This window comes from Kosakonia arachidis (genome assembly GCF_900116535.1).
Taxonomy (GTDB): Bacteria; Pseudomonadota; Gammaproteobacteria; order Enterobacterales; family Enterobacteriaceae; genus Kosakonia; species Kosakonia arachidis.
On sequence record NZ_FPAU01000004.1, the window covers coordinates 403,767 to 424,571 of the forward strand.

Annotated in this window: 19 protein-coding genes; 8 read left to right on the forward strand and 11 right to left on the reverse strand. The window is 51.0% G+C overall.

The window, feature by feature from the left end; translation table 11 throughout:
- Positions 1-234: 234 nt before the first annotated feature.
- Genes BM427_RS16805 through BM427_RS16830 form a run of 6 tightly spaced genes read right to left on the reverse strand, consistent with a single transcriptional unit; the run spans position 235 to position 5,943 of the window.
- Positions 235-1,578: a purine-cytosine permease family protein gene (locus BM427_RS16805; protein ID WP_090123440.1), complete on the reverse strand. Its 1,344-nt coding sequence runs from the start codon at positions 1,576-1,578 to the stop codon at positions 235-237.
- Between the two features lie 58 nt (positions 1,579-1,636).
- Positions 1,637-2,617 carry a 5-oxoprolinase subunit C family protein gene (locus BM427_RS16810; protein ID WP_090123442.1) on the reverse strand — a complete coding sequence of 327 codons (981 nt, stop codon included), beginning with the start codon at positions 2,615-2,617 and terminating at the stop codon, positions 1,637-1,639.
- Positions 2,598-3,488: a 5-oxoprolinase subunit B family protein gene (locus BM427_RS16815; RefSeq protein WP_090123444.1), complete on the reverse strand. Its 891-nt coding sequence runs from the start codon at positions 3,486-3,488 to the stop codon at positions 2,598-2,600. The genes BM427_RS16810 and BM427_RS16815 overlap by 20 nt, the downstream gene beginning before the upstream one ends.
- Complete coding sequence (locus BM427_RS16820) at positions 3,478-4,878, reverse strand: acetyl-CoA carboxylase biotin carboxylase subunit (RefSeq protein ID WP_090123446.1); 1,401 nt, start codon at positions 4,876-4,878, stop codon at positions 3,478-3,480. The genes BM427_RS16815 and BM427_RS16820 overlap by 11 nt, the downstream gene beginning before the upstream one ends.
- Before the next feature lie 16 nt (positions 4,879-4,894).
- Positions 4,895-5,146, reverse strand: coding sequence for an acetyl-CoA carboxylase (locus tag BM427_RS16825; RefSeq protein WP_090123448.1), 252 nt, complete (start codon positions 5,144-5,146; stop codon positions 4,895-4,897).
- Positions 5,147-5,175: 29 nt separating this feature from the next.
- Entirely contained in the window at positions 5,176-5,943 is a 768-nt protein-coding gene (locus BM427_RS16830) for a 5-oxoprolinase subunit PxpA (RefSeq protein ID WP_208809139.1), read from the reverse strand.
- Between the two features lie 150 nt (positions 5,944-6,093).
- Between BM427_RS16830 and BM427_RS16835 the strand changes: the two genes are divergently transcribed.
- Positions 6,094-7,011, forward strand: coding sequence for a LysR family transcriptional regulator (locus BM427_RS16835; protein ID WP_090123450.1), 918 nt, complete (start codon positions 6,094-6,096; stop codon positions 7,009-7,011).
- 324 nt (positions 7,012-7,335) lie between these two features.
- Here BM427_RS16835 and BM427_RS16840 read toward each other — a convergent pair whose 3' ends face one another.
- Positions 7,336-8,172, reverse strand: a complete 837-nt coding sequence (locus BM427_RS16840) for a MipA/OmpV family protein (RefSeq protein WP_090123452.1) — start codon at positions 8,170-8,172, stop codon at positions 7,336-7,338.
- A 204-nt stretch (positions 8,173-8,376) separates the two neighbouring features.
- Here BM427_RS16840 and BM427_RS16845 point away from each other — a divergent pair, with 204 nt between their 5' ends.
- The 4 genes from BM427_RS16845 (at position 8,377) to BM427_RS16860 (ending at position 12,237) form a co-directional block, all read left to right on the forward strand.
- Positions 8,377-9,054 carry a response regulator gene (locus tag BM427_RS16845; RefSeq protein WP_090123454.1) on the forward strand — a complete coding sequence of 226 codons (678 nt, stop codon included), beginning with the start codon at positions 8,377-8,379 and terminating at the stop codon, positions 9,052-9,054.
- The gene (locus BM427_RS16850) at positions 9,054-10,442 is read left to right on the forward strand and encodes a sensor histidine kinase (protein ID WP_090123457.1); all 1,389 of its coding nucleotides are present in this window, start codon (positions 9,054-9,056) and stop codon (positions 10,440-10,442) included. Before BM427_RS16845 ends, BM427_RS16850 begins: the two co-directional genes overlap by 1 nt.
- A gap of 50 nt (positions 10,443-10,492) precedes the next feature.
- Entirely contained in the window at positions 10,493-10,930 is a 438-nt protein-coding gene (locus BM427_RS16855; protein WP_090123460.1) for a hypothetical protein, read from the forward strand.
- Positions 10,931-11,304: 374 nt separating this feature from the next.
- Positions 11,305-12,237 (forward strand): ATP-grasp fold amidoligase family protein, encoded by a 933-nt coding sequence (locus BM427_RS16860; RefSeq protein ID WP_090123462.1) that lies wholly within the window; start codon positions 11,305-11,307, stop codon positions 12,235-12,237.
- On the opposite strand, the gene BM427_RS16865 is transcribed toward BM427_RS16860, so the two are convergent.
- A complete protein-coding gene (locus BM427_RS16865) occupies positions 12,238-13,311 on the reverse strand; it encodes an ATP-binding protein (RefSeq protein WP_090123464.1) in 1,074 nt (357 codons plus the stop codon).
- Positions 13,308-14,012, reverse strand: a complete 705-nt coding sequence (locus BM427_RS16870) for a response regulator (protein WP_090123466.1) — start codon at positions 14,010-14,012, stop codon at positions 13,308-13,310. Before BM427_RS16870 ends, BM427_RS16865 begins: the two co-directional genes overlap by 4 nt.
- A gap of 448 nt (positions 14,013-14,460) precedes the next feature.
- Between BM427_RS16870 and crrC the strand changes: the two genes are divergently transcribed.
- The 3 genes from crrC (at position 14,461) to BM427_RS16885 (ending at position 19,192) form a co-directional block, all read left to right on the forward strand.
- A complete protein-coding gene (gene crrC, locus BM427_RS16875; protein WP_090123468.1) occupies positions 14,461-14,847 on the forward strand; it encodes a colistin resistant protein CrrC in 387 nt (128 codons plus the stop codon).
- Positions 14,848-15,116: 269 nt separating this feature from the next.
- The gene (locus BM427_RS16880) at positions 15,117-16,040 is read left to right on the forward strand and encodes an ABC transporter six-transmembrane domain-containing protein (protein WP_090123469.1); all 924 of its coding nucleotides are present in this window, start codon (positions 15,117-15,119) and stop codon (positions 16,038-16,040) included.
- A 38-nt stretch (positions 16,041-16,078) separates the two neighbouring features.
- Complete coding sequence (locus BM427_RS16885) at positions 16,079-19,192, forward strand: multidrug efflux RND transporter permease subunit (RefSeq protein ID WP_090123471.1); 3,114 nt, start codon at positions 16,079-16,081, stop codon at positions 19,190-19,192.
- A gap of 397 nt (positions 19,193-19,589) precedes the next feature.
- On the opposite strand, the gene BM427_RS16890 is transcribed toward BM427_RS16885, so the two are convergent.
- Together BM427_RS16890 and BM427_RS16895 are read right to left on the reverse strand one after the other, a co-directional pair.
- The gene (locus tag BM427_RS16890) at positions 19,590-20,024 is read right to left on the reverse strand and encodes a VOC family protein (RefSeq protein WP_090123473.1); all 435 of its coding nucleotides are present in this window, start codon (positions 20,022-20,024) and stop codon (positions 19,590-19,592) included.
- A gap of 301 nt (positions 20,025-20,325) precedes the next feature.
- The gene (locus BM427_RS16895) at positions 20,326-20,733 is read right to left on the reverse strand and encodes a RidA family protein (RefSeq protein WP_090123474.1); all 408 of its coding nucleotides are present in this window, start codon (positions 20,731-20,733) and stop codon (positions 20,326-20,328) included.
- Positions 20,734-20,805 lie beyond the last annotated feature (72 nt).

The window sequence follows — 20,805 nt, forward strand, 5'->3', positions numbered from 1 at the left end:
ACCGGGCGCTTGCCGTTTGCGGACTATCCGGGGCTATTGATAGGGCAACCTGAAAGGGCAAGCGTCTGGAATATAGACCTGAGGCTGTCGTGAACGACGTGCTGACCAGCCAGGAAGGCCTGAGTCCGGTAAAGTACCGAACTCAGGCACTGAAAGCCGCCTGATATAAACCGTCCAGCTTTATGGGGGCAGTTCATTTTAGCGGGCTTATTGCTTTTCTGTTTTCCGGTGCTGTCAGCGGCGGACGCTGGCTGAGCGCCGTGGCTTGAGCAGTTTATTTTCACTTACCCGCGCCCACTGGCTGAACAGCGTGTACAAACCGCAGGCCGAGACAAAGGTGGCCACCGCCGAGAACGAGGCCAGTGAAGCAGGCCCCTGCATCAGCACAATCCCCAGTGCCACGCTGATAAACCACGCGCCCACGCCGACTGGATTAACTGCTACATGCTCATGGTCGTGCGGGACATTGTGGGCAATCCCGGCCAGCGCGACACCTACCCAGGCCACGACAAATACTCCCTGATAAGCCAGTGCTTGCAATAGCCAGGCGAACACATCCGCCAGCATCAGAATGTACACCACCACACCGACTACACAGGCCCAGACCAGCTTCGGTAATTTGAGGTTAAACAAGCTGTGGAAGAAGACCTGCATATTGACGGTTGCCAGGTAATAGTTGGCCGTGTTGATCCGTGTCTGTGTCACCCAGACAAACCCCAGCCCGGCAATGCCCAGGAGATTTAATATCGCCACGACAACGGCGGTTTCACTGAGCGCCCCACCGTCGTGCAGACTGCTGGCGAGGTAAATCCCCGCGACGCCATTCAGGAAAAAGGTGACCAGATAAAAGGGCATACCAAAGTTAAAGCGTGCGTGGTACTGGCTGTCTTCCTCACGGCCAAAGCGGGCGTAGTCAAAGGTGTACATCATCAGTACCCATACACCCATGTAATAGGTGAAGCAGTTCCACCAGCCCCACCGTGAAGGGTTGGCCGGGCCATACTCAAGCCAGTTTGCCTGGTAGCCGTAATGCATCACGGAAACAACGATCGTCGCCAGCAACCCCACCAGGTAAAACGGCAGCAGTACACCGTTGAATTTATCCAGCCAGTGCTGAACGCTACCGAAAATAAGTGGCACGCTGTATATCACCACCAGTGCCGCCGCTGCCCAGTAGACCATACCCGGGAACAGGTGGTTGAGGGCGAAGGCGATCACTGAGCCTTCGAACACGGCATAATAAATCGCCGTGGAGAAGAAGATCAGGGTCGCCAGCGATGCCCCCATCCGCCCGAACAGGCGGCGTGAGAACTGGGCGACAGACAAGCCGCTGCGAATGGCAAAACGACTGATCACGCCATTAATCAAACCATAGGAAATAACGGATAGCGCCATACCGATAATGGCGTTAATCGCCCCGTAGGTCAGTGCCAAAGACGCGCCAACCACAATGTAAAACATAGCGCTGCACACCGCCCACCACGCCATGGTCAGGGAGAATTTCCCCATGCGCGTCGGGTCCGACAGCGCTGACTGACCAACATTTTCCGCCGAGCGGGATTGTGGAGCTGAAGCCATAGCAACCTCCTGAAACACGCAATCAAAGTGATGCCATGGGGCGAAGCCCCGGGCAGGGTTAACGCAACACGTTCGCCAGTTGCGCCAGTCGCTGTTGAGACTGGCGGCGGGCAGCCAACGCCTCTTCCAGTGTTACTGGCATAAAGCGGACGTGTTGATTCGGTTGTAACTGACCCAGAATGGCCAGATCGGGGCTGATGACGGTCCCCAGCGTCATATAGCCGCCGCCCGATACCGCATCGCGCAGCAGGACAATCGGCTCAAGACCACCCGGCACCTGAACGGAACCAATGGGGTAGCAGGCATCGACAATATTGGAGGGATCGGAGCCTGCGCCAAACGGTGGCGTTCGTGGGTTAAACGCCAGCGGCTGCCCGCCTTTCAGACGGTAGCCCGTGCGGTCAGCTTCGGTACTGACATGCCAGTCGTCGGCAAAGAAGGTAGCGACCGCGGCATCCGTCAGTCGGTGGATATAGAGGCCCGGCACCAGTCGCAGAGTGACGGATTTCTCCAGCATCGGCAGTAATGCCTCAGGAACAGTATTCCCCTCGCGGCGGAAGCGATCCGCGTTTACTGGCTGCACGTTCAACACATCACCTGCTGCCAGTCGCCGCCCCTGAAAGCCCCCCAGAGTTCCCAGCGTATAGGTCGAGCGGCTTCCCAGTACGCGCGGCACATCAAGGCCGCCTGCAATTGCCAGATAACCACGGCATCCCTGGCGTGCAGGGGCAAAGCGCAGATGTTGCCCGGCGTGAATATACAGTGCGCTGTGCGTAGCCGCCGGTTGATTGTCGACGATCGGTGTCATCGCCGCGCCGCACACCGCGATCAGTGCATCGGTGGAAAAATGTAACTCCGGGCCGAGCAGCGTCATCTCCAGCACCGCATCATCGGCTGCGTTACCCACCAGCAGGTTCGCCATCTGCATTGAATAGGGATCCAACGCGCCGGAAGGGGGAATGCCCAGGTGGTAATAGCCTTCACGCCCTGCATCCTGTACCGTGGTGGCAAGGCCAGGTTTAATCACATTGATGGTCATACAACCCCCTTTTCAACAACTGAGGATAGCCCTGCGGATCGGCGACGAAGTCTGCAAGCACAAAGGTCACCTCGCGAATGCGCGGCGAAAACATGCCTTTTTTCACCTGTTCGCTGATGTCGTCATAAGTCTGGTGATCGATGGCGCGGAACTGCACAATGTCGCCCGCTTTGAAGAACACCATTTCGCTTTGCAGATACGGCAGATGTTGCGTCGGGTCATAGATTGGCATTGGCGTGATGCCAAACAGTTGGTATCCGCCAGCGCCACGCACCGAGTAGATACAGCCGAAGCAGCCGCCATGACCGAGGGATAACGCGGGTGTATCGGTACGCGGACGCAGGTATTTCGGTACCTGGAGCTGTTTGTCATGCTCGACCATCTGGTACATAAACGGCAATCCGGCGACAAAACCCACCATCGAGACGAACCACGGCGTACCGCTGTGGGCGGCAATAAAGTCGTCTTTATCCGCATAACCATTGATCTGTGCGGCATAGTCGAGGTCGCTGCCTTCCGGTGCCTGGTGGCGATCGCGAAAACGCATTAACGTCTCGTGTGTCCACGGATCGTTGTACAGCACCGGCACCTCAATAATGCGTGTCGCCAGCGTTGTGTCGCCTTCGCTATCGGCTTCCAGCGCCTGCAGCGTGTCGAGCAGCGTTTGCGGTGCCAGCACGTCCGGGTTAAAGCGTACCTGGAAAGAGGCGTTCGCCAGGCAAATATCCAGCACACCCGGGAGCTGGCACGCCTCCAGTGCCCGCGTCAGCGTCAGGCCGTGAAAAAAAGCCTTTAACGACATGGACTGGTCAATTTCAGCAAACAGATGTTCATCTCCGCCAAACGAGTAGCGAATCGGATTATTGGCCATAGCGACGGTTCTCCTGTAGCGGGGGCGTTGCCGCACTGTCGCGCTCCGCCAGCCACTGCTCAAGGGTGGTGGTGGTGAATTCCCCCGCCAACAATTGTGGGTGTTGCAGCAGCCATTGATGCAGCGGGGCGGTGGTTTTGATGCCACGCAGTTCAAGCCCTCCCAGTGCCTGGCGGGCGCGGGCCAGCGCGTCGGCGCGATCGGTACCCCAGACAATCACCTTCGCCAGCAAGGAGTCATACCACGGGGGAACGCTGTAACCGCTGAAGACATGGCTGTCGACACGGATCCCTTCGCCACCCGGCCACACCACCGCGTCTATCCTGCCAGGGCAAGGGAAGAAGTTCTTGTCGGGATCTTCGGCGTTAATGCGCATTTCGCAAGCGCTGCCGCTCAGATGCACATCCGATTGCGCCAACGTTAGCGGTTCACCGTTGGCAATGCGTAACATCCACTGCACCAGATCGATACCCGTTACCATCTCGGTTACCGGGTGTTCCACCTGGATACGGGTATTCATCTCAATGAACCAGAACTCGCCGCGCGTTTCATCAAACAGGTATTCCAGCGTGCCTGCCCCGCGGTAGCGTAGGTGTCGCGCCAGTTGCACTGCGCTGTCGCAGAGCGCGGCCCGCTGGGCAGGACTCAGGGCAGGCGAGGGCGCTTCCTCAAATATTTTCTGCCGACGGCGCTGTAACGAGCACTCGCGGTCGAACAGGTGGATCACTCGCTCGCCATCACCGAGGATCTGCACTTCAACATGGCGGGCGCGGGCGATAAAACGTTCGAGGTAGACTGCGCTGGAGCCAAAAGCGGCTTTCGATTCGCTCTGGGCAACGGGGAATTCCCGCGCCAGTGCCTCATCATTTTCTACCACGCGGATACCGCGACCACCGCCACCGGCTGCGGCTTTAATCAGGCAGGGATAACCGATCTGGCTGGCACGAACTTGCGCTGCCTGCACCGTTTCCAGCACCCTGGAGCCGGGAACGACTGGCACACCGGCTTCTGCTGCTGTGCGGCGGGCTGCGGCTTTATCGCCCATGATGCGAATGGTTTGCGCGTCGGGGCCGACGAAAATATACCCGGCCTGTTCAACACGCTCGGCAAACTGGGCATTTTCCGACAGAAAACCGTAGCCAGGGTGGATCGCATTTGCACCGGTTTGCGCGGCGGCATCCAGCAAGGCATTAATGTTGAGATAACTGCGCGCGGCTGGCGCCGGGCCGATAATGCACACCTCATCGGCCAGTTTTGCCGCGAGGCTTTCACTGTCCGCCTCGCTGCATGCCGCCACCGTTGGGATCCCCAGCGCTTGCGCAGCACGAATAATACGCACCGCTATTTCCCCACGGTTGGCGACCAATAATTTTTTTATTTTCCCCGTCATAAATCCTCCGCAGTGATTATTCATTATCGTTTTTTATTATGGCTATCACCTGTCCGGGTTCGATGGCATCACCATTTTGTATGGTGATGGTTCTGATTATGCCGTGCGTCTCGGCGAATATTTCACTGAACTGCTTCATCACTTCAATTAAGCCAATAATGGTATCGGGTTCGACTTTATCGCCCTCCTGCACAAAAGGTTCAGCCTCCGGTGAGGGTTGCCGGTAAAAAATACCCGGCAATGGCGAAATAATTTCAATATCAGACATCGTATTTCTCTCCAGATAAGCGGGAATGATTAAACCATACCCGGTGAGCAGACATTTATACCTGCATTAATGAGCGCCATTTTTACCGAGCTGATAATTTCCAGTGCGCCGGGTGTATCACTGTGGATACAAATAGAATCGAAACGAATCGGGATGGTATTGCCGGTAACGGTTTTGACTTTCCCCTCCAGACAGGCCATTAACACTTTGTCGGTGATCGCCTGCACACTAAGACGCCCGGTACTGCGGGTGAAGACAATAAACCCTTGATCGTCATATTCTCTGTCGGCGTAAAACTCGGTGACTACCGGGTGTGCCAGCCGCTGCGCTGCCTGCCAGACGGCGGAACCCGCCATGCAGTAAAGATAAAGGCCGGCGTCAAGTTGATGCAGGGCAGCAACAAAACATTGCGCTGCCGTTTCATCCCGTGCCAGGTGCATATATAACGCGCCGTGCGGTTTAATATGCTGCAATGGCAAGGAGTACAAGCGTGCGAATTCACGCAATGCTCCCAGTTGGTAAATAATATCGTTAACCAGTTCGTCCACCGGAATAGACAAATGGCGGCGACCAAATCCTTGTAAATCATTAAATCCCGGATGTGCGCCAATGGCTACGCCATTTTTTCTGGCCGACTCGACGGTTTTTCGCATAATATTGGGATCGCCAGCGTGAAACCCGGTGGCAATATTAGCGGAGCTGATTATCGTCATAAGTTCATTATCAACATCATCGCCAATTATCCATGAACCAAAACTTTCTCCTATATCGGAGTTGATATCGACCGTTTTCATCATAATAATTTCTTATTCACGTTTTGGGGTGTTAATTCACTATATGAAGATTTATTTGTATCCGAAAAGTAGTATTTTTAGATAGTCTGATATCAGAAAAACAGAACGCTCATCGGCCAACGTGTTTGCTTAAATAAAAAGAGGAGGGCAGAGATGCTGACATTACGCCAGGTTCGTTATTTTGTTGCCACCGCCGAAATGGGGCAGATCTCGCTGGCGGCCGTGCATCTTAATATTTCGCAGTCGGCGGTCACCGGGGCGATTCAGGAACTGGAGCAGCTATTGGGCAAGAAGCTGTTTACCCGCTCGGTGCACGGCATGATGCTGACCGACTACGGGAACCATTTTCTTAACCATGCCTATACCGTGTTACAGACAGTGGATAATGCTGTGCGCAGTATGCCGGTTAATGACACGGGCGCGCGAGGCACGCTGCGCCTGGCGGCAAGTTACACGGTGCTTGGCTATTTTCTGCCGTTCCATCTGCAACGGCTGGCGCAGGACTACCCGCACATTGATATCCAGTTGTTTGAGTATGAGCGACAGGATATTGAACAAGGATTGGTTGACCAGACGTTGGATATGGCGCTGGTGCTGACTGGCAATTTACGCCATCAATCGATTTATGCCGAAACCCTGTTTAATTCTACGCGCCGCTTGTGGCTGCCATCGCGGCATCCATTATGTGAAAAATCGCACGTGACGCTGGAGGATGTGGCCGGGGAACCTTTCATTATGCTCACGGTGGATGAAGCCGCAGAGAGTGCCATGCGCTACTGGGAAGAGGCCGGCGCCAGCCCCAGCGTTATCCTGCGCACCAGTTCGGTCGAGGCGGTGCGCAGCATGGTGGCTAATGGTTCGGGGATCGCCATCTTATCGGACCTGGTTTATCGCCCATGGTCGCTGGAAGGGCGGCGCATCGAGACCCGTTCGCTGGTTAACCATGTGCACCCGATGAGCGTCGGTCTGGCATGGCGTCATGACGCCCACTTCACCCCGGCGATGGCGGCGCTGCGCGAGTATTTCCGCAGCGCATTCGTGACGCAGCAAATCAATATGGTGCGACGTTAACACCGCTCCGCGCCCTGTGTGCGTCATCTTTTCCTCTTTAATAACCAAAAATTTTGGTATTTGAGACACGGACAAGGCTGGAGTGCCCCGAGCTTGTAGACAAATCTACCCTCTACGGCCCGAGACACTTTCCCGGTCATTTTTAAATCTATTTGTTGCTTCTCAAATTGAGCATAGTTAATAACATAACTCTGAGCGATAGAGCATAATCAGGGTGATTTGGCGAGTTGAGTACCGCCACTATATCTGAGCCAGGGCGGACCGAATGTGTATTTATTAACAGTGCATAGCGACACGCTGCCGAGAAGACACGTCGAACAACGATCAGAAGCTATATGTCACTTTCAGGCTTCCTGTGGGCGATGTTTTCCGTTGCACAATTGAGCTATTGCGCGCATCACCAGTCAACTGCGTAAAACCTGCTGCGGCATCTACGCTCCAGTCCTGGTTGATCTTGTGCGTCCAGTCCATATTCAGGGAATAGGCATAAATTCCAGACTTGGCATCATATCGAGTAAACCCTGATGCGGCCGATTGTGATGCACTTACCCCGTAGTAAGTCTGCATGTACTTGCTGGTCCCCCAACTGCTGGCCAGTGCCAGCGTCACAGAATTTTTCGATGAGGTATAGAGTGGACTGACAATGCTGAAATGCAGGGCTTCACCATTGCTTCGCTGAGACATCGGCACCTCAGCCTGCAATTGTAAATTAAGCCAGTCGGTCACCTTGTATCCCAGGCTAAGCACACCGATAGCTGAGCCTTTAACGTCACCCATACCTCGCAGATAGTCGCTACCGTAGCTGAGCGAGTTGCTGTCCACGTCACGATCCTTTCTGCCTGCGCGATAACTCAGCGCAGTGCTGTAATCAAATTTGCCGATGTTGTTACCGTAACCGATACCACGCGTGGTACTGACGAAGAAACCATTTACCATAGCGTAATCAATCACCAGGGCCGTAGTGACGCGGTTTTCATCCGAACCAGAATAAAGTGGCGCAACATCCACACCTCCCCCCAGAGTCAACTCGTTGCCCTGTTTCTGTTCTGCTGCCAGTATTGGGGTGGACAGTAATGCCAGGACAACTCCCGACAACATTTTTTTTGGGGTACGGCCCGAGAGTGAATGGAGGAACTTATGGCTCAGTTCGATCTTTCTCATTAAGGAAATCCTTGTGGGTTTAACTGACTACGATACAAGCGGTTTTAAATGCCAGAACGCTCAGTTTGAATGCTCACCCTGAAGTTCCCATGAGCCAAAAATGAAGAAATACTGAAGTAAGTACGGGTGCTGCAAACCTAATAGATTTCCTGATACCGTTTTTTCTTCAGACGTTCTTCATTCACTGTTGATAAAGTCACTATTGTGAAAATTCTCCTAATCGAAGACGACATCGATCTTGGCAATGGCGTACGTATTGCCCTTGCAGATCAAGGATTAGATGTCATATGGGTTCGCCGTAAAGTGGATGCGCTGCATCAACTCGATGTCTGCGTGCCAGAACTTGTATTGCTCGACCTCGGCCTGCCCGACGGTGATGGCATGAGCCTGATGGCACTTTTGCGTCAGCAGTTCAAGGGGATCCCCGTCATCATCCTTACTGCACGAGGCACTCTGCAAGATCGTCTGACGGGATTGGATGCCGGTGCAGACGACTATCTCGTCAAACCTTTTGTTCTCGCTGAGTTGTTGGCCAGGGTGAGAGCACTTGTGCGGCGGAGTTATGGTTTTCAGAATGAGGTGATAGAAATTCGCGGATTATCTCTTCATGTGCCGACTCGACGCGTGACAGTGAGTGCACGTAATGTTGATTTGACGGCAAGTGAATACGCGTTGCTTGAAACGTTAATGCTGCGCGCTGACCGCGTGCTCACACGAAGGTTTCTGGAAGAAAGGATCTTCGGTGCAAAAGAAAATATGAGCAATCCTCTCGATGTGCATATGGGAAATTTGCGTCGCAAAATCGGTGAGGGCTATGTGCGAACGGTGAGGGGCGTAGGGTATGTTATTGATACCTTACCGATTCAGAAGGGGGCAGGTTGATGCAGAATTTTTGGCACCACCTGAGAACGCCAACGCTCGTACGGCGAATTATGATCGCCCAGATGCTATTGCTGACACTGCTTTGGTGTCTTTTTCTGACCTACATTTTGTGGGAGAACTTGCGTAGCCCCCCTATGCTATCGGGCAGCAATACTTACGAAACCATTCTGACATTGGTTGATCGTTTGGGTGATCGTCCGCAGGATCTCACCGAGATACTGGAAAAATTCAGCACGGCGTTGCGGGAAGGTTATGGAGGCGGTGAAGATCCTGAACTGTCAATCAGCCTAATTGTTCGGAAGAATAAAGAGATAATTTATTCATCTGATGGCGCTCCGGTAGGAGTGAAAAACACCAAGTATGGGACAATTCAGAATATTCAGAGTAAGGGTCGCACCTGGACTAGCCGTACTCTGAAGTCTGGGAGTTCGGACACAGAGGTGACACTGCTCACTCCTGCTGGAGGCTGGAACTTCTTCATATACCTGAACTCGCGCGGATACTACATATTACCGCTGCTGGTATGCATTCCCTTTCTTTTGTTTCCTGCGTGGCTGTCAATCCGCATTGCAATGCGTCCCTGGAACAAGGTGGCAAATGAAGTTTCCTTACGAACACCAGAAGATATATCTCCCTTAAAAGCAGTGCCAAAGCACAAGGAGCTTCGCCAAATAGTGGACGCGATTAATATATTCCTTGCCAGGGTACGAGAAAGCACGGAAAGGGAACGGACTTTCATTGCAGATGCCGCTCACGAGTTGCGTACTCCGCTGGCTGCAATGCGAGTCAATGTTGAAGCTTTGCAGTCCTATGTAAGCAACGTTAGCCAACAGGAATTGCTTGCAGGGATTATTCGTAGCAATAGCCGTGCTGCTCGTCTCGTCAATCAGTTGCTGCTGCTGATGCACAGTGAAGCGCGCATTCACACTGTCATGGAGCCTGTGCCGCTGACGACGCTTATACAAGAGCGAATGGCTGAGTTGGCACCGCTAGCTGCTGAGAGCCGAATTGAGCTTGAATTCTACTCTCATGATGAAGTCTGGATTACAGGTGTCAGGGAACGCCTGATGTCGCTGATCGACAACTTAATTGAAAATGCTGTGAAGTACAGTCCTGAAGGCGGGCGGGTTGAAGTACAGGTACGATCGTTAGATAAATCCACGCAATTGCGTATATCAGATGCAGGGCCCGGCATCATGGTTGAATTGAGGGAACGGGTGTTCGACAGATTTTTCCGTGATCCCAATCAGATACAAAGCGGGAGTGGATTGGGGCTGGCAATAGTCAAAGCGGTTGCGCAACAACACAACAGCAGTGTTTTCCTAAGTACGTCTGCAGAAGGTGGGCTCATGGTTATTGTTGACTTCCCAAAGCACAATTCCGTCTGAGAGAAAGCACAAATTTGGTCCCCACCTTGCGTAGGATATTTACCAGAATAATGGAGAATAAATTGAAATATTTGGCCCTGGCTACAATATTATTTTCTATATCACTTAGCGGATGTGCCATAACCGTCAGCGATTTAAAAAACAGCAAATCATCCTTAGACGGCAGCTTCATTAGCAAGACGGGGTCTTCCGATACTTATCGAACCCTAAGGCACATGGCAAGGCAGTGCCTGGAATATGAGGCATATTCAGGAAATCCGGTCATCGTCTTAAGCGAGTTTGACGGTGAGCGTAAAGAAGGTGAGATCACTCAAAAGCTTCTTTCAGAAGGACTGTTGATCAACAACACGCTAATTGAGATAGAAAGTCATGATGGTGACAAAGCTATGATAAGCCTCTACACAACCAAGAATATCTTGAGTGCGGGCATCAGGTCGCCAAATATGCGTGATATCAAACGCTGGGCTGATGGTGATAGAACTTGCTAACCCGCTAACCAAGCTTCAACAGAGTACAGTTATCCGGTGAACCGGCGGATGTTTTTTTCTGCGATACGTTGATGGGCGGATTGTATTCTGCACGAGAAGATTAACTAAAAGGTACAGGCCGTTTGAATCGAAACTTTAAAGGGGTTTGCGGATGGCTTAATTTGCGCATTTTTGAGTCGTTAAGAGACATTTGGAGGGGATTCCGTCATCGAACCCACTCGATCCCAAATCTAACCACCAAATTCTCCCGGAGCAAAGGGATAACTGAAAATGCATCGGGCCTATTCAATAGCCACTCCATCGTCACTCCATATTAGCGGCAATATAAATCAATAAATCCTCTGCAGAATGTTCATTATCCGCAGGAGGAAAAAATGAACAGATTTAAATATTTCATGAAATACACCGAATATCTGGGTCGAAAACTTTTAACCTTTATGGTTCAGGACCAACAATTTCACAGCAAAAGATTAAAAAGGCTCTCTGGCAGAACCCCCGATCTGGTTAATCCGGTGACGCTGAGCGAAAAAATATGCTACCGAATAATGTATGACCATAACCCGCTTTACACGCGACTGGCTGATAAACTGGCGGTACGTAATTATGTTTCTGCGCGTACGCAAAGAGTACAATTACCCACGTTACTTTGCGTCTATAACAACGTGCAAAGTATCGATTTCAGCCAATTACCGGACAAATTTGTGCTGAAGTGTAATCACGACAGCGGTAGCGCAGTAATATGCACCGATAAGGATAAACTCAATATTCCACGCGCGTTGCAAAAGCTGGATTTTGCCCTGCGCAAAAATATGTATTACACCACCCGTGAATGGCAGTATAAAAATATCAAACCGCTTATATTGTGCGAAAAATACATTGATTTATTTTCCGAAAGAGACAAGAGTCAAACGCCTGAAATGCTGAGAATACATTGTTTTCATGGCATCGCGGGTTTTATCGAAGCGGATTTTACCGATGTTTCCGGTCATAGTTTTATTAATGTCTACAATCGGTGCTGGAAATTGCAGCCCTTTCAGATGGAATATCCCAATACGCCCGGGGTAATCCCCGAGCCGGAATTATTGCACAAAGCGATAACCGCTGCGCAGGAAGTCTCCTCCGGGATCGATTATTGCCGAATTGATCTTATGCTGCAGCGTGATGTCATTTATTTCAGTGAAATCACCCTCAGCCCCCGGCGCGGCAAGTTACAAATATCACCGTCAGAGTGGGATATCCGGCTGGGTGAGATGTGGAAAATGACCGCGAGACAAACCAACCCGCACTTGCATACACAGAAAGCGTAATCACTGTTTTTTCCGTAAGGGCCACGAGAGGCGAAAAATGGAATGGCCCTGATCGGTTAACGTGTAGGTTACGTCGCCCTGATGAGCAAGCATGATGGCTTTCAGCACTGATAGTCCCAGTCCACACCCCCCCGGATTGGTGTCCCTTGCGCTGGCACCGCGCTGAAAGGGGTGAAACATAAATTTGTGAAACTCCTCCGGGATTCCCGGCCCCATATCTTCAATGACAATAAAGTTCTCGTGTTCACTGGCACCGTGGCTGACAACAATGCTTTTAGAGCTGGCGTATTTTATTGCGTTATCGAAAAGGACCGTCAGGCACTGAATAATTCGCAGCGGATCGCACTGGCATTGTTGGGGGTGTAATTCGGTCGCGATGGTAAAATGGCTGCGTTTAAATTCCAGCGCAAAGGAATCCACCGCGCTCTGAATAATCTCCTGCAAATCAACATCCGCAAGCGTTAACGTAAATTCGGCCCCGCCGGATGAACTCACCACCCGCAGATCTTCTATCAGGCTGGATAATCCCTCTGTTTGCTTAAGAAGATTATTAAACAAGGTCGGATTTGGCTCGAACACGCCATCAACCAGCCCCTGTAAGCGGCCTCGCAGAATGGTAACTGGCGTGCGAAGTTCATGGGCGATGGCGGCATTCCAGGATCTTCGCTGTGCATCCATAGTCTGTAGCTTTTCAGCCATATCGTTGAAATCATTAACAAGATTATTAAGCTCGCCCAGATGGGTGCTTGCGCAAAACGCCCGCGCTCCCAGATCGCCCTGCGCTATCCTCCTCAGGCTGGTCGCAACGGAGCTTAACGGGGTCAATATTCTTGCCGACAGTTTTACCGTAAAAAAAAGCGAGATGGATAAACTTATCGTGGAGGCAATCAGGATCCATAACCAGTCCAAATAGGTCATCTGATCCTCACTCCCGTCGATTGCCCCGCCGGGAATGTAATAAATGATGAAGGTGTAAAACAGATAAGAACCGATAACCGAGACAGCAATAATCGTCAACGTCAGCGATATCATAAACACCAGTACCTGGCGACTTAACGGATGGCCTCTGTTCATTTGTTTTCACCTAATCGGTAACCCATACCGCGAATACTTTCCGGAACCCCTTTTAACCCGCAGTTTTCCAGTTTTTTGCGCAGCTTGCTCATATGGCTGTCAACCGTGCGATCAAGCGTATCGCCTTCTGGCAGGCAGGCATTAAGCAACTCTTCACGCGAGCAGACTTTACGCGGATTCCGTGCCAGGTAGGCCAGCAGTTTGAATTCCGTCGTTGTCAGGATGGGAGAGATAACCTCGCCACTACCATTAATTTCCACATAAAAGTCTTGTGGATAAACCGTTAAGCAGGATGTCCGGATAGGCTTATTGTGGAGTTGTTCGTGGCTGGCCTTTGCCCTGCGCAACACGGCTTCGATACGTGCGACAACCTCTGTGGGATTGAAAGGTTTCACCACATAATCATCCGCGCCAAGCCGCAGTCCCATCAGTTTGTCGATGTCCTGATCCAGTGCCGTTACCATGATGACCGGAATATTGCTCTCTTTTCGCAGTGTGGAAAGGACAGTCCAGCCATCGAACACCGGCAGTTGGATATCCAGTAACACCAAATCGGGCTTTTTCAGTCGGCAGGAATCTATCGCCTGCTCACCGTCCGCAGCGCGCAGAGTGCGCATCCCTGAACGCTGAATATAACTGGTCAGAATATCCGCTATTTCATCATCATCTTCAGCAACAAGAATAAGATAGTTATCGTTCATGATTTCTCCACTCAACACTGATATGGCAGGCATTCTTTGACCTGGTTTGCGCGAAAGCATACACCGATGCTTTCGCTTCGGTTAATACACTCATGCAAATGCCGTTTTTCTAAGCTGTTTCTGAAACCTGGCAATAACGCGCAGGTCATCAGCGAACATGAGACCCGCTTGTGCGAAGAAAGTTGCATCCACGTAAATTCTCTGGTGTCTCATTTTTTCTTAATCTCTGACGGCAACATCTGCAAGCGAATATTTACCAGGCAGGCATACACACTCGCTACACATTCGGGTAATCAATTTTCCATAGTCCTGGATAACAATAGAAAGTAAGACATATAAAATAACGCGTTGCTGGAAAACGATGACATAAATAAACACGGTAAAAAGAGATCGTGCGTTGTCATTTCATTACTGGTAGAGATCTCTCTCTCTCGGAGTAGAAATATCAATGAAGTACTTACGGAAGCTTACCGTTGAAAAAATCAGTTCATTGATGATATTTTCTGTATGGTTATGGGGAATGTTCTATGTATGGCTTATTTTGATGCACAACGTTGAGGAAAAAGTAGGCGCGACGCTACTTTCATCGCCGTTTATCTATGCTGCGTTAAGCGTTTCTCTAATATTGTTTTTGCTACAAGAAAAAGCGGGCGTACTGAAAGAACTGGCTATCGTAACCTTCTCTTTGGTTATCATTTTTCTTCATCTTATTCTTATCTTTAACATTCTCTTACTCAGGTTCCCTGATATTTATGACTTTAGTTTTTATTATGAGTGTTTTTTGATTGTTTTCCTCGGCGTCACACCGATGTATCTTTTATTAAGAATCATCTGAATTTTATTGAATGTAAAGCGGGGAACTTTGGCGATGTGCGTGGTGACCGGGACTCAGAAAATCCTGTATCGTTACATCGCAGAGGAATTAGCCGCCTCCATATAGCCTCCATAAAACATGCATTCTGCGTAAACATCAAAATGATAGAGTGCATCAACGCAGTGTAACCTGGCACATATCTTAATCGGCTCGTAATGAAAGTGTATGGGTAATTAAGCATAAAGGCAGGCCAGGATTGTTCATCCATACCGTGCAGATAATTTTTTATAATGACGTCGATAAATAACCCCCCTCCGTCCTCTACTGAAAATGTGAAAAGGACATTAAAACATCTGGCCGTAAAAAACTGGAAAAAACTCTCTGTGACTTTTTCCCTGGTTATCGCGGAAAATGTGACCTATTTATTGTATCCCGTGCTGGCAGGCATCGCTATCAACGCGATTCTGGCGGGGAATGCCCTCACGGCTGCGCTGTATGGACTGATGATCCTCTTTATCTGGATCCTCGGCGCAACCCGACGCAGTATCGATACACGTACGTTTGCACACATTTATGCCGGCCTTGCCGTATCGGTTATTGTTGCTCAGCGTAAATATCAGCTTAATCACTCAACCATCGCCGCGCGGGTGGTGTTATCCCGTGAATTCGTTGATTTCTTTGAGATGCATCTGCCAATGCTGATGACCTCGATTATTTCCCTTTTCGGCGCCGCCATTATGCTGCTCATTATTGAGTTTCACGCAGGGGTGATGTGTGTGGTTATCGTCATTATTCTGTCGTGCTTTCTTAAAGGTTATACCCGTAAAAATGAGTTGCTGTTTAACCGGCTAAATAACCGACTGGAGAAGGAAGTGGACTATGTTCATAAAGCCACCACGCTCTCGCTTAATCGCCATTATTCATCCCTTGCCCGCTTGCGAATCAGCCTTTCCGATCGTGAAGCGCTGGGATACCTTGCAATTGGCGCACTGATCGCCCTGCTCTTTACCCTGAGCATCATATTAATGACCTCAACCCAGGGCGTCAACGCAGGGCATATTTATTCGGTAATGACGTACATGTGGATGTTTGCCACCAGCCTTGATGATGCTCCGCAGCTTCTGGAAAAGTTTTCACAACTTAAAGACATAGGTAAACGCGTCAAGACAGATGATGTTGATACCGGAATATTATCACCGCAGCAGAAATCTTGATTTTAATTATCTTGCCTTAATTGTTCGGAAATTAACTCATGCCACAGTTTTTTATTGACCGGCCTATCTTTGCCTGGGTTGTTGCACTGTTCATTATATTGAGTGGGTGTTTATCCATACCACATCTTCCGGTCGCGCAATACCCGGCGGTCGCGCCTCCGAGCATTATTATTTCGGTCAGTTTTCCTGGCGCGTCGCCTGACATGATGAATACCTCGGTGGTTTCACTTATTGAGCGAGAGATCACGGGCGTAGACAATTTGCTCTATTTCGAGTCCACCAGCGACACCACAGGGATGGCGTCTATCACCGTGACCTTTAAACCCGGAACGAACAGCAAGCTCGCGCAGATGGATTTGCAAAATAAGATAAAAACAGTTGAGCCACGTCTGCCCCAAGCGGTGAGACAAAACGGCGTCAGCGTTGAAGCAGCCGAGTCAGGTTTTCTGCTGATGGTCGGTCTGAAATCCGATACGGGTGCCTATCAGGAGGCAGATCTGAGTGATTATTTCGCCAGAAACATTAGTGATGCGCTTCGCCGCGTGTCGGGCGTGGGTAAGATTCAGCTGTTCGGGGGTGAAAAAGCCATGCGCATCTGGCTTGACCCGGTCAAAATGCACCATTACCAGCTTTCGGCCAGCGACGTTATCAGCGCGGTTAGCCAACAGAATGTGCTGGTTTCACCCGGCAGATCGGGAGACGAACCGGCGCTGCCAGGCCAGAGCGTCACTTATCCGTTAACCGTGAAAGGGCAACTCTCCTCTGTTGCGGAATTTAAAAATATCACGCTTAAAGCGACCACGGACGGTGCCCGTCTGACGCTCGGCGATATCGCGCGCGTGGAGTCAGGATTACAGAGTTACACCTATGGCATCCGGGAAAATGGCGTTCCGGCGACGGCAGCAGCGATTCAGCTTTCGCCTGGCGCGAATGCCATCAGCACTGCCGCCGGGATTCATCAGCGGCTGGCCGAACTGAGCACCGCGCTTCCGCAGGGCATGGCGTTTATCATTCCGTTCGACACCGCCCCTTTTGTAAAAGCGTCGATCATGAAAGTGGTACAAACGTTAGCCGAAGCAATGGTGTTGGTTTTTCTGGTGATGCTGATATTTCTGCACAACATCCGTTGCACGCTCATCCCGGCCATTGTTGTCCCGGTGGCGCTTCTCGGGACATTCACCGTGATGCTGTTAAGCGGCTATTCCATCAATATCCTGACCATGTTTGGCATGGTGTTAGCCATTGGCATCATCGTCGATGACGCGATTGTCGTCGTCGAGAATGTTGAGCGCCTGATGGCAGAAAAAGGCCTTTCTCCGCGCGAGGCGACCCGCGAAGCGATTCGGGAAATCACACCGGCGATTATTGGCATCACGCTGGTGCTCACCGCCGTATTTATCCCAATGGCATTTGCCAGTGGTTCGGTCGGGGTGATTTACCGACAGTTCACGGTTTCAATGGCGGTATCGATCCTGTTCTCCGCTTTTTTAGCCTTAACGCTGACGCCCGCGCTCTGCGCCACCCTGCTGAAGCCACACCAGAAAAATGCGACTTCAGCGGGAAGATTTGCCGCCGGGTTTAACCGTCATTTTCACATGCTCACTTCGCGTTATACCTCGGGGCTGGGGTATGTAGTAAAGCGAACCGGGCGAATGATGCTGCTCTATGCCGCGTTGTGCGCTGCCCTGGTGATGGGGTTAATCACGCTGCCATCCTCTTTTTTGCCCGAAGAGGACCAGGGATATTTTATGTCCTCCATTCAGCTCCCTTCCGAGGCCACGATGCAGCGCACTCTCGCGGTGGTGAAACGCTATGAAGATGAGGTAGCCGCACGGCAAGCCATTGAAAGCAACATTATGATCCTCGGTTTCGGTTTTTCAGGCTCGGGACAAAACTCTGCGCTGGCCTTTACAACATTAAAAGACTGGTCATCCCGCAAGGGTATCGCAGCCCAGGATGAAGCCGATCTTATTCAGTCAAAAATGCAGTCCGTACCCGACGCGGTGACCATGAGCCTGCTACCCCCTGCCATCTCCGATATGGGCACCTCTTCCGGCTTCACCTTTTATCTTGAAGACAGGGCAGGCAAAGGCTATGAGGCGCTGAAACAGGCCGCAGACACGCTGGTTTTACAGGCAAAAAAGAATACGAACCTGGCGGATGTCTATATCGATGGATTACCCGAGGGCGCGTCTATTTCCCTGAACATTGACCGGGAAAAAGCTGAAGCGTTAGGCGTATCGTTTGAGGAGATCAATCAGGCTATTTCTGTTACATCGGGCTCAAACTACGTTAATGACTACACCAATGCTGGCCGTATCCAGCAGGTCATTGTGCAGGCCGATGCAGCCTACAGAATGCAGCCTGAAATGCTGTTAAAAATATCCGTAAAAAACAGGCTCGGGGAAATGGTGCCACTTTCGGCTTTTGTCACCTCGTCATGGCGACAGGCCCCGCAGCAACTCAATCGTTATCAAGGATACCCGGCCATTCGCATTACCGGCAGCGCTGCTCAGGGCCACGCCAGTGGTGATGCGATGAAGACCATGGAGCAACTTGCAAACGCGTTACCGCCAGGATTTACTGGCGAGTGGGCGGGCGGTTCGTTGCAGGAGAAAGTCTCGGCTTCCCAGTTGCCAGGGTTAATCCTCCTTTCTGTTCTGGTGGTATTTCTGGTGCTGGCGGCACTGTATGAAAGCTGGTCAATTCCCGTTTCCGTGATGCTGGCCGTACCGTTGGGGCTTATCGGCGCGCTGGTTGCTGTCAGCGCTGCCAATATGACCAACGATGTGTTTTTCAAAGTGGGCTTGATTACCCTGATTGGTCTTTCTGCCAAAAACGCTATTTTGATTGTCGAATTTGCCCGGCAGCTACGCCACCAGGGTATGAGCACTCTGGAGGCAACATTACTGGCGTCCCGACAACGGCTGCGCCCGATTTTGATGACCTCGTTAGCCTTCACGCTGGGCGTTGTTCCCCTGATACTCGCAACCGGGGCCAGCGCCAGCACGCAGAATGCCATTGGTATTGGGGTTTTCGGGGGCATGATCAGCGGCACCTTATTCGCAATTTTCTTCGTGCCGGTATTTTTTATCGTGATGACAACCTTTTTTGACAGGCGTTTAAGGTTGTTAAAGGAACATCAAGAGTAACGAATAAACAGTCCAGTAAGCGTTTGTTTAAAAGCTCCGGAAAGGGGCTGGACGGACGTTAATTATGGTGCGGGTGGCGCGGGTGCCAGTTCCCTCACTTCCAACCGGACCTCATAACGCTTCCCGTTTTCCGGCGCTGGAAGATTTTTAACCGCATTGTTTAACGCATCGACCGAGGTGGTGGTTTGCTGTACAACACCATACACGAGGGGGGGGCAGAGCCCGGCATCTGCGGGCTATCCCTTTGTAACAGCAGAGGTTTTATATCGCTATCTGTTGCAGTAATAACGGAAAAAGCGCAGACCATAAAGGCAGTGGCGATTCAGACAGATAGCTAAAAGCGCACGATCCACCGCTGCGGGATACTTACCGTATTAGTGCCAGCCATTCATATGAATCAGAGGCTGAAGAAAATCTCTACAGACTGTGTACTGCGATCTGCCTCTCCATGGTAAACAACCTCGATGTTGTTACCATCAGGATCGAGCACAAAAGCCGCGTAATACCCAGGATGGTAGGTTCGCTCGCCAGGCGCTCCATTGTCACGCCCACCATGAGAGAGTGCCACATGGTAAAAAGCATCCACCACTTCACGGTTCCTGGCCTGAAAAGCCAGATGATGGCGTCCTGTTAGCTCACCTGCAGAGGCCGGACTATTTACTGAAGAAACGACAAGTTCATCCGCCCAGATATAATCGTCGTCTGCACTTATTACTGGGATCTCCAGAACAGACAGTACAGCTGTGTAAAACGCTTTGCTTGTTTCGAAGTTGTTTACTACAAGCTGGATATGGTCGATAAGCCTGCCACGATGTAGTCGATAATTTTCCATAGGGAATTTCCTCAGTCAGTCGTATCGACTGGCATTTATCCGTTTTCTAAAAAGAACCATTCCTCAATTATACCGGTGATGCTGTGACCTGCTCCCGGTTGATTATCACATGCCAATGTTAGTCCTGGATCCCGGCTGTTATGACAAATGTGAACTTCTGTTGTTCGCTCATAGCGGACCCTACGCTCGACTCAGGCTGCTCAGTGCCCAAGCGGACGTTAAATCGGTTCTGAAACAACGCTTTTCATGGTGACGTCCTCATCCCGCTGATGAAGACATCACTAACATTCATTAGGCTCTGTCAACCTGCGGAGGTTGATGTTGGAATTCGGGCAATGACCTTAATTTCAAAATCGAATCCCGCAAGCCAGGTCACTCCAACGGCTGTCCAGTTCGGGTAAGGGGGCTGCGGGAAAATTGACTGTTTCACCTGCATAATCGTCGGAAACTGATTTTCCGGGTCAGTATGAAAGGTGGTGACATCAATCAGGTCATTAAACGTACAACCCGCTGCTGCAAGAGTCGCTGCGAGGTTATCAAACGCAAGTTGCACCTGCGCGGCAAAATCCGGCTCCGGCGTACCGTCGGCACGGCTGCCAACCTGACCGGAAACGAACAACATATCGCCAGAACGGATCGCGGCGGAATAACCGTGTTCTTCATAGAGGGCATGGCGGTTAGCAGGAAAAATAGGCTCACGCTGGATCATGGAATTTCCTTTCTTAAGTCAATGTGTGATGCGGGATGTGCGGTATGCAAAATTGATTTAATATACGCGGCG

Excerpts from the sequence above, each read along its gene's own strand:
- BM427_RS16805 (WP_090123440.1), bottom strand. The coding sequence starts at position 1,578 with ATGGCTTCAGCTCCACAATCCCGCTCGGCGGAAAATGTTGGTCAGTCA.
- BM427_RS16810 (WP_090123442.1), bottom strand. The coding sequence starts at position 2,617 with ATGACCATCAATGTGATTAAACCTGGCCTTGCCACCACGGTACAGGAT.
- BM427_RS16815 (WP_090123444.1), bottom strand. The coding sequence starts at position 3,488 with ATGGCCAATAATCCGATTCGCTACTCGTTTGGCGGAGATGAACATCTG.
- BM427_RS16820 (WP_090123446.1), bottom strand. The coding sequence starts at position 4,878 with ATGACGGGGAAAATAAAAAAATTATTGGTCGCCAACCGTGGGGAAATA.
- BM427_RS16825 (WP_090123448.1), bottom strand. The coding sequence starts at position 5,146 with ATGTCTGATATTGAAATTATTTCGCCATTGCCGGGTATTTTTTACCGG.
- BM427_RS16830 (WP_208809139.1), bottom strand. The coding sequence starts at position 5,943 with ATGATGAAAACGGTCGATATCAACTCCGATATAGGAGAAAGTTTTGGT.
- BM427_RS16835 (WP_090123450.1), top strand. The coding sequence starts at position 6,094 with ATGCTGACATTACGCCAGGTTCGTTATTTTGTTGCCACCGCCGAAATG.
- BM427_RS16840 (WP_090123452.1), bottom strand. The coding sequence starts at position 8,172 with ATGAGAAAGATCGAACTGAGCCATAAGTTCCTCCATTCACTCTCGGGC.
- BM427_RS16850 (WP_090123457.1), top strand. The coding sequence starts at position 9,054 with ATGCAGAATTTTTGGCACCACCTGAGAACGCCAACGCTCGTACGGCGA.
- BM427_RS16855 (WP_090123460.1), top strand. The coding sequence starts at position 10,493 with ATGGAGAATAAATTGAAATATTTGGCCCTGGCTACAATATTATTTTCT.
- BM427_RS16860 (WP_090123462.1), top strand. The coding sequence starts at position 11,305 with ATGAACAGATTTAAATATTTCATGAAATACACCGAATATCTGGGTCGA.
- BM427_RS16865 (WP_090123464.1), bottom strand. The coding sequence starts at position 13,311 with ATGAACAGAGGCCATCCGTTAAGTCGCCAGGTACTGGTGTTTATGATA.
- BM427_RS16870 (WP_090123466.1), bottom strand. The coding sequence starts at position 14,012 with ATGAACGATAACTATCTTATTCTTGTTGCTGAAGATGATGATGAAATA.
- crrC (WP_090123468.1), top strand. The coding sequence starts at position 14,461 with ATGAAGTACTTACGGAAGCTTACCGTTGAAAAAATCAGTTCATTGATG.
- BM427_RS16880 (WP_090123469.1), top strand. The coding sequence starts at position 15,117 with ATGACGTCGATAAATAACCCCCCTCCGTCCTCTACTGAAAATGTGAAA.
- BM427_RS16885 (WP_090123471.1), top strand. The coding sequence starts at position 16,079 with ATGCCACAGTTTTTTATTGACCGGCCTATCTTTGCCTGGGTTGTTGCA.
- BM427_RS16890 (WP_090123473.1), bottom strand. The coding sequence starts at position 20,024 with ATGGAAAATTATCGACTACATCGTGGCAGGCTTATCGACCATATCCAG.
- BM427_RS16895 (WP_090123474.1), bottom strand. The coding sequence starts at position 20,733 with ATGATCCAGCGTGAGCCTATTTTTCCTGCTAACCGCCATGCCCTCTAT.